We start from the raw sequence: 7,806 nt of genomic DNA on the forward strand, positions 1-7,806 counted from the left end.
CAAACCAAGACAACCAGCGATCAGCCCGGCGTTCGATTCCGCCGCGTCTCGATGATGTTCGGCAACTGGGAAATCCGTCCCAGCAACCGCCCCAATGCATCCAGCCCCGGAATCTCGATGGTCAGGGACATCAACGCGGTGTTGTCTTCCTTGTTCGAGCGGGTGTTCACCGCGAGCACGTTGATGCGCTCGTTGAGCAACACCTGGGACACGTCACGCAGCAGGCCGGAGCGGTCGTAGGCGCGGATGATGATGTCCACCGGATAGGTGAGCACCGGCACCGGGCCCCAGCTGACCTGGATGATCCGTTCCGGTTCGCGGCCGGCCAGCTGCAGCACCGAGGCGCAGTCCTGGCGGTGAATGCTGACGCCGCGGCCCTGGGTGATGTAGCCGACGATCGCGTCCCCCGGCAACGGCTGGCAGCAGCCGGCCATCTGCGTCATCAGGTTGCCCACGCCCTGGATCTGGATGTCACCGCGCTTGCCCGGCTTGTAGCCAGTGGCCTTGCGCGGAATCAGCTCCAGTTGTTCGTTGCCACGTTCCGGCTCAACCAGTTGCTGGGCCAGGTTGACCAATTGAGCCAGGCGCAGGTCGCCGGCACCGAGGGCAGCGAACATGTCCTCGGCAGTCTTCATGTTGGCTTTTTCGGCCAGCTTGTCGAAGTCCACCTGCGGCAGGCCCAGGCGACTCAACTCGCGTTCGAGCAAGGTCTTGCCGGCGGCGACGTTCTGGTCGCGGGCCTGCAATTTGAACCAATGGACAATTTTTGCCCGCGCCCGGGAAGTGGTGATGTAGCCCAGGTTCGGGTTCAACCAGTCGCGGCTCGGCGTGCCGTGCTTGCTGGTGATGATCTCGACCTGCTCACCGGTTTGCAGGCTGTAGTTGAGCGGCACGATCCGCCCGTTGATCTTGGCGCCACGGCAGTTGTGGCCGATCTCTGTGTGGACCCGATAGGCGAAGTCCAGCGGCGTCGCACCTTTCGGCAAGTCAATCGCATGGCCGTCGGGCGTGAAGATGTAGACCCGATCCGGTTCGATATCGACCCGCAGTTGCTCGGCGAGGCCGCCGATATCGCCGAGCTCCTCGTGCCATTCCAGCACCTGGCGCAACCAGGAGATTTTCTCTTCGTAATGGTTGGAGCCGGACTTGACGTCGGTGCCCTTGTATTTCCAGTGGGCGCACACACCCAGCTCGGCTTCCTCGTGCATGGCGTGGGTGCGGATCTGCACTTCCAGTACCTTGCCCTCGGGACCGATCACCGCGGTGTGCAACGAGCGATAGCCGTTTTCCTTGGGGTTGGCGATGTAGTCGTCGAATTCCTTCGGGATGTGCCGCCACAAGGTATGGACGATGCCCAGCGCGGTGTAGCAGTCACGCATTTCCGGGACCAGCACACGAACGGCGCGAACGTCATAGATCTGGCTGAATTCCAGGCCCTTGCGCTGCATTTTTCGCCAGATCGAATAGATGTGCTTGGCGCGGCCACTGATATCGGCTTCCACGCCGGTGGCCTGCAGTTCTTCGCGTAACTGGGTCATGACATCGGTGATGAAGCGCTCGCGATCCAGGCGACGCTCGTGCAGCAACTTGGCGATCTGCTTGTATTGGTCGGGCTCCAGATAGCGGAAGGACAAATCCTCCAGCTCCCACTTGATATGACCAATACCGAGGCGATGGGCCAGCGGTGCATAAATGTCGAAAACTTCTCGGGCAACGCGATTGCGCTTCTCGTCGTCGGCAGATTTCACGGCGCGGATCGCGCAGGTGCGCTCGGCCAGCTTGATCAGTGCGACGCGCACATCATCGACCATGGCGACAAGCATCTTGCGCAGGTTTTCCACCTGGCCCTGGGTGCCCAGCACCATGGACTGGCGCGGGCTGAGGCTGGCGCTGATCGCCGCCATGCGCAGCACGCCGTCAATCAGCTTGGCGACCACGGTGCCGAAGCGCTGGCTGACCACTGGCAACTGGATCTGCCCTTCGCGCACGCCGCGGTACAGCACCGCGGCGACCAGCGAATCCTGGTCCAGCTTGAGGTCAGCGAGGATTTCGGCGATCTCAAGGCCTGTCTGGAAACTCGACGTGCCTTCGGACCACAGGTTCTTCGCCGCGTTGTGCTGCTGTTCCGCCTCGCGAGCGAACTCGCAGGCGGCCTTCAAGGCTTCGCGATCCAGTGCCGTGTCGATACTGACCGCGTGATCGAGCCAAGCCTCGAGATTGATACTGCCGTCGGTGTTGATCGGCTGGTGTGCTCTCACCTGTACCATCTTTACTTACCTTCCCTACGACGCAGATTCAATGCGTCAACATCGCTGACCTTCGTTGCCCGTGTTTCCGCCCAGGGCCGTGGCGGATTGGCACGAACGGGTCAGTCGGACAAGCCATCCTGGCTCGCTTCAAATAACGCCATGGCCTCGACATGCGCCGTTTGAGGAAACATATCGAGAATCCCGGCACGTTTTAACCGGTAGCCCTGCTTGATCAGTTCGACCGTATCCCGGGCCAAAGTTGCCGGGTTGCACGATACATAAACCAACCGTCTGGCACCCAGGGACGACAGCTTGCGCACCACCTCGAAAGCACCGTCACGGGGTGGGTCCAAGAGTACCGCAGAAAAGCCTTCGCCGATCCATTCGGCCCCCGCCAAAGGCTGGGATAAATCGGCCTGAAAAAAAGCAGTGTTATGCAAATTATTGCTGAGGGCGTTGGCAGCGGCACGGTCGACCATGGTCTGCACGCCTTCCACCGCCACCACCTCGCGCACGCTTTTTGCCAACGGCAAGGCAAAATTGCCCAGGCCACAAAACAAGTCCAGCACGCGCTCTTCGGATCGAGGCGCCAGCCACTGCAAGGCCTGGGCGACCATCGCCTCGTTGACGGCAGCGTTCACCTGGATGAAATCCCCTGGCCGGTAAGCCAGGTCCAGGCCCCAGGTTTCCAGGCGATAGCCCAAGGACAATCCCGGATCGACCGGTTGCGGCTCGCCTTCGCCATGCAGCCACAACTGGGCTTCGTGGAGCGCACAGAAATCCTTGAGGATCGTCAGGTCGGCTTCCGACAGCGGTGCCATGTGCCGCAACAAGAGCGCCAGGGACGAGCCGGCAAACAGTTCCACATGGCCCAATGCCTGGGGTTTTGCCAGGCGCCGAAGCATCTGGGGCAAGCGGCTCATGATCGGCTGCAAGGGCTGTACCAGCACCGGGCATTCGTCGATGGCGACGATGTCCTGGCTGCCGACTGCACGGAAACCCACTTCGAGTGTTTTTGCTTTCTGGTCCCAACGCACCGCCACCCGGGCGCGACGCCGGTAACCGAATTCCGGCCCGCTCAAGGGCTCGGCCCATTCCTGCGGCTCGACGCCCGCCACCCGCGACAACTGCTCGGCGAGCATGCGCTGTTTCAGGGCGAGTTGTTCGTTGTGGGGCAAGTGTTGGACGCTGCAGCCGCCGCAGCGACCGGCATGGACACACGGCGCGGCACGACGCAGCTCGCTGGGCGAAAACACCCGTTCGGTGCGGGCCTCGACCACTTTGCCGTGGGCCCCGAGCACCCGCGCCTCGACCTCTTCGCCGGCCAGGGCACCGATGACAAACCAGGTGCGCCCATCGACAAACCCAATCCCACGGCCATCGTTGGCCAGGCGCTCGATGGTCAGGCGCTGCTTTTTACCGGTGGGCACTTGCGGGGCCCGGCTTCCGCCGCTGGGCTGGAAGCGCAAGCCTCTTTCTTGCTTGGCCATCAGTTGGGCGCGTCGAAGATGCCGGTCGACAGGTAACGGTCGCCACGGTCGCAGATGATCGCGACGATCACCGCATTCTCCACTTCCTTGGACAAGCGCAGCATGCCCGCCACGGCACCGCCCGAAGACACGCCGCAGAAGATGCCTTCTTCACGAGCCAGGCGACGGGTCACGTCCTCGGCTTCGCTCTGCGCCATGTCGATGATCCGGTCCACGCGCTCGGCCTGGTAGATCTTCGGCAGGTACTCCTGGGGCCACCGACGAATGCCGGGGATCGCCGAACCTTCCATCGGTTGCAGGCCGACGATCTGTACGTTCGGGTTCTGTTCTTTCAAATAGCGCGAGGTGCCCATGATGGTGCCGGTGGTGCCCATCGAGCTGACAAAATGGGTGATCGTGCCGTCGGTCTGGCGCCAGATCTCCGGGCCCGTCGTGGTGTAGTGGGCCTCGGGATTGTCACCGTTGGCGAACTGATCCAGCACCTTGCCACGACCTTCGGCCTGCATGCGCTCGGCCAAGTCGCGAGCACCTTCCATGCCCTCTTCCTGAGTCACCAGGATCAGCTCGGCGCCATAAGCCGTCATCGCAGCTTTACGCTCGGCGCTGGAGTTGTCGGGCATGATCAGGATCATCTTGTAACCCTTGATTGCCGCCGCCATCGCCAGGGCGATGCCGGTGTTGCCGGACGTCGCCTCGATCAGCGTATCACCGGGCTGGATCAGCCCGCGCAACTCGCCACGGGTGATCATCGACAGCGCCGGGCGGTCCTTGACCGAACCCGCCGGGTTGTTCCCTTCGAGCTTGAGCAGAAGCGTATTGCTGGTCGCGCCGGGCAGGCGCTGCAAACGAACCAGCGGAGTGTTGCCGACGCAATCGGCGATGGTTGGGTACTGCAATGTCATGGCGTATTCGCAATCCGGGCTGCGGGGGCGCCTATCATACCGGCAAACCCCGCGAGGCCATATCACGCAAAGTGCAGTGCTTATGGCTTATGGGAATAAGCAAGCGCAAACCGAGTGCCGCCCCTGCTCGGCTTCCGCATGGACCTTGACGCCATCGTCACGAATTTTACGAAGATTGCCCGCCTGCAAGCCGCTACACTGCGCAGGTATTGCGTGCCGGATGCGCGCAAAGCTCAATCGAACCGCTGGATGCAGGAGAAAAGTGTGCTCAAGAAACTGGGAATCAAAGGCCGCGTCCTGTTGCTGACCCTGTTGCCGACCAGCCTGATGGCGCTGGTTTTGGGCGGCTATTTCACCTGGATGCAGCAGTCGGACCTGCACGCCCAGTTGCTGCAACGGGGCGAGATGATCGCCGAACAGTTGGCCCCGCTGGTTGCCCCGGCGATGAGCCGTCATGACACCGATCTGCTGGAACGCATCGCCACCCAGTCCCTCGAGCAAGCGGACGTACGCGCCGTGACCTTCCTCGCGCCCGACCGTTCACCCCTGGCCCATGCCGGCCCGACCATGCTCAACCGCGCCCCCGACGGCAACAGCACGCAGTTGCTGCAACGCACCGGTAACGACGCGACGCGTTACCTGCTGCCGGTGTTCGGCAAGCATCGCAACCTGGCGGGTGAGCTGATTCCCGAGGAAGCCGACCGCCTGCTGGGCTGGGTCGAGCTGGAGTTGTCCCACAGTGGCATGTTGCTGCGCGGTTACCGCAGCCTGTTCGCCAGTCTGTTGCTGATCGCCGCCGGGTTGGGATGCACCGGGCTGCTGGCCTTGCGCATGGGACGCACCATCAATCGCCCGCTGAGCCAGATCAAGCAAGCCGTGGCGCAGCTCAAGGACGGCCACCTGGAAACCCGCCTGCCACCGCTGGGCAGCCAGGAGCTGGATGAGTTGGCGTCGGGCATCAATCGTATGGCCGGCACCTTGCAGAATGCCCAGGAAGAGTTGCAGCACAGCATCGACCAGGCCACCGAAGACGTTCGCCAGAACCTGGAAACCATCGAGATCCAGAACATCGAGCTGGACCTGGCACGCAAGGAAGCCCTGGAGGCGAGCCGGATCAAATCCGAATTCCTGGCGAACATGAGCCATGAAATCCGCACGCCGCTGAACGGAATCCTGGGTTTCACCCATTTATTGCAGAAAAGCGAACTGACTCCGCGCCAGCTCGACTACCTGGGCACCATCGAAAAATCCGCCGACAGCCTGCTGGGGATCATCAACGAGATCCTCGATTTTTCGAAGATCGAAGCCGGCAAGCTGGTGCTCGACAACATCCCGTTCAACTTGCGGGACCTGTTGCAAGACACCCTGACCATCCTCGCCCCCGCCGCCCATGCCAAACAGTTGGAACTGGTGAGCCTGGTCTACCGCGACACACCGCTGTCGCTGGTGGGCGACCCGCTGCGTCTCAAGCAGATCCTCACCAACCTGGTGAGCAACGCGATCAAGTTCACCCGCGAAGGCACCATCGTCGCCCGCGCCATGCTCGAAGACGAGCATGAAGACAGCGTGCAATTGCGCATCAGCATCCAGGACACCGGCATCGGCCTCTCCGCCCAGGACGTCCGAGCGCTGTTCCAGGCCTTCAGCCAGGCCGATAACTCACTGTCCCGTCAACCCGGCGGCACCGGGCTGGGCCTGGTGATATCCAAGCGGTTGGTGGAACAGATGGGCGGCGAGATCGGCGTGGACAGTACGCCCGGCGAAGGTTCGGAGTTCTGGATCAGCCTGCGCCTGCCCAGGACCCGGGACGACGCCGAGGACTTGCCCGGCCCACCGCTGCTCGGTCGACGCGTCGCCGTCCTGGAAAACCATGAGCTGGCCCGCCAGGCCTTGCAGCATCAACTTGAAGATTGCGGTTTGCAGGTCACGCCGTTCAATTCGCTGGAAAACCTGACCAACGGTGTCACCGTCGCCCACCAGACCGACCAGGCCATCGACCTGGCCGTGCTTGGCATCACCAGCAACGATATGCCGCCGGAACGCCTCAACCAGCACATCTGGGACCTGGAGCACCTGGGCTGCAAAGTCCTCGTACTCTGCCCGACCACCGAGCAGACGCTGTATCACCTCTCCGTTCCCAATCCTCACAGCCAGCTCCAGGCCAAGCCGGCCTGCACCCGCAAGTTGCGCCGCTCGTTGTCTGACCTGGTCAATCCGCGCCCCTTGCGCAGCGAACCCAACGAACCGGCGCCCAGCCGCGCCCCTAAAGTGCTGTGCGTGGACGACAACCCGGCCAACCTGCTGCTGGTGCAAACCCTCCTCGAGGATATGGGCGCCCGGGTGCTCGCGGTGGAAAGCGGTTACGCGGCGGTCAAGGCCGTGCAGAAGGAAACCTTCGACCTGGTCTTGATGGACGTGCAGATGCCCGGCATGGACGGTCGCCAGAGCACCGAGACGATTCGCCAGTGGGAAAGCGAGCGGCACTGCTCGCCGCTGCCGATCGTCGCCCTCACCGCCCACGCCATGGCCAACGAGAAACGCGCCTTGCTGCAAAGCGGCATGGATGACTACCTGACCAAGCCCATCAGCGAACGACAACTGGCCCAGGTCGTGCTGAAGTGGACCGGCCTGGCCTTGCGCAATCAAGCACCGGACCGAGGCACGGACGGCAATCGCAGCGGTGAATTGCTGGTGCTCGATCACGAAGAAGGCCTGCGCCTGGCCGCAGGCAAGGCCGATCTGGCGGCGGACATGCTGGCCATGCTGCTGGCCTCCCTGGAAGCCGACCGCGAAGCGATTCGCCAGGCCAGCGAAGCCAACGATCAAAACGCGTTGATCGAACGGGTCCACCGCCTGCACGGTGCCACGCGTTATTGCGGCGTACCGCAATTGCGCGCGGCCTGCCAGCGCAGCGAAACCCTGCTCAAACAGCAGGATCCCAAAGCGGCGGCGGCCCTTGAGGACTTGGAGCGTGCAATCGAACGCCTGGCGAGTGAGGCGCGTATCAGTGCCTGATCCAGGGCAATACCTTCGCCGACATAATCGCTGAAAATCCACGCGCCGACCCCGGACCGTAGGAGCTGCCGAGCGAAGCGAGGCTGCGATCTTTCCGCTGACGCTTGAATCCCAAGCGAAAGATCAGAAGATCAAAAGATCGCAGCCTCG

At 62.7% G+C, this 7,806-nt stretch carries 4 protein-coding genes; 1 reads left to right on the forward strand and 3 read right to left on the reverse strand.

Features of this window, described 5'->3' with window-relative positions; translation table 11 throughout:
- Positions 1 to 20 precede the first annotated feature (20 nt).
- The 3 genes from relA to cysM all read right to left on the reverse strand — a co-directional run bounded on the left by relA (position 21) and on the right by cysM (position 4,641).
- The gene (gene relA / locus OC610_RS16610) at positions 21 to 2,267 is read right to left on the reverse strand and encodes a GTP diphosphokinase (RefSeq protein WP_181288509.1); all 2,247 of its coding nucleotides are present in this window, start codon (positions 2,265 to 2,267) and stop codon (positions 21 to 23) included.
- Positions 2,268 to 2,368: 101 nt separating this feature from the next.
- The gene (gene rlmD, locus OC610_RS16615) at positions 2,369 to 3,739 is read right to left on the reverse strand and encodes a 23S rRNA (uracil(1939)-C(5))-methyltransferase RlmD (protein WP_264429124.1); all 1,371 of its coding nucleotides are present in this window, start codon (positions 3,737 to 3,739) and stop codon (positions 2,369 to 2,371) included.
- Positions 3,739 to 4,641 carry a cysteine synthase CysM gene (cysM, locus tag OC610_RS16620; RefSeq protein WP_264429125.1) on the reverse strand — a complete coding sequence of 301 codons (903 nt, stop codon included), beginning with the start codon at positions 4,639 to 4,641 and terminating at the stop codon, positions 3,739 to 3,741. Before cysM ends, rlmD begins: the two co-directional genes overlap by 1 nt.
- A 264-nt stretch (positions 4,642 to 4,905) precedes the next feature.
- On the opposite strand from cysM, the gene OC610_RS16625 reads away from it, so the two are divergent.
- The gene (locus OC610_RS16625; protein ID WP_264429126.1) at positions 4,906 to 7,656 is read left to right on the forward strand and encodes a response regulator; all 2,751 of its coding nucleotides are present in this window, start codon (positions 4,906 to 4,908) and stop codon (positions 7,654 to 7,656) included.
- Positions 7,657 to 7,806 lie beyond the last annotated feature (150 nt).

The organism is Pseudomonas agronomica, from assembly GCF_025917275.1.
Classification (GTDB): Bacteria; Pseudomonadota; Gammaproteobacteria; order Pseudomonadales; family Pseudomonadaceae; genus Aquipseudomonas; species Aquipseudomonas agronomica.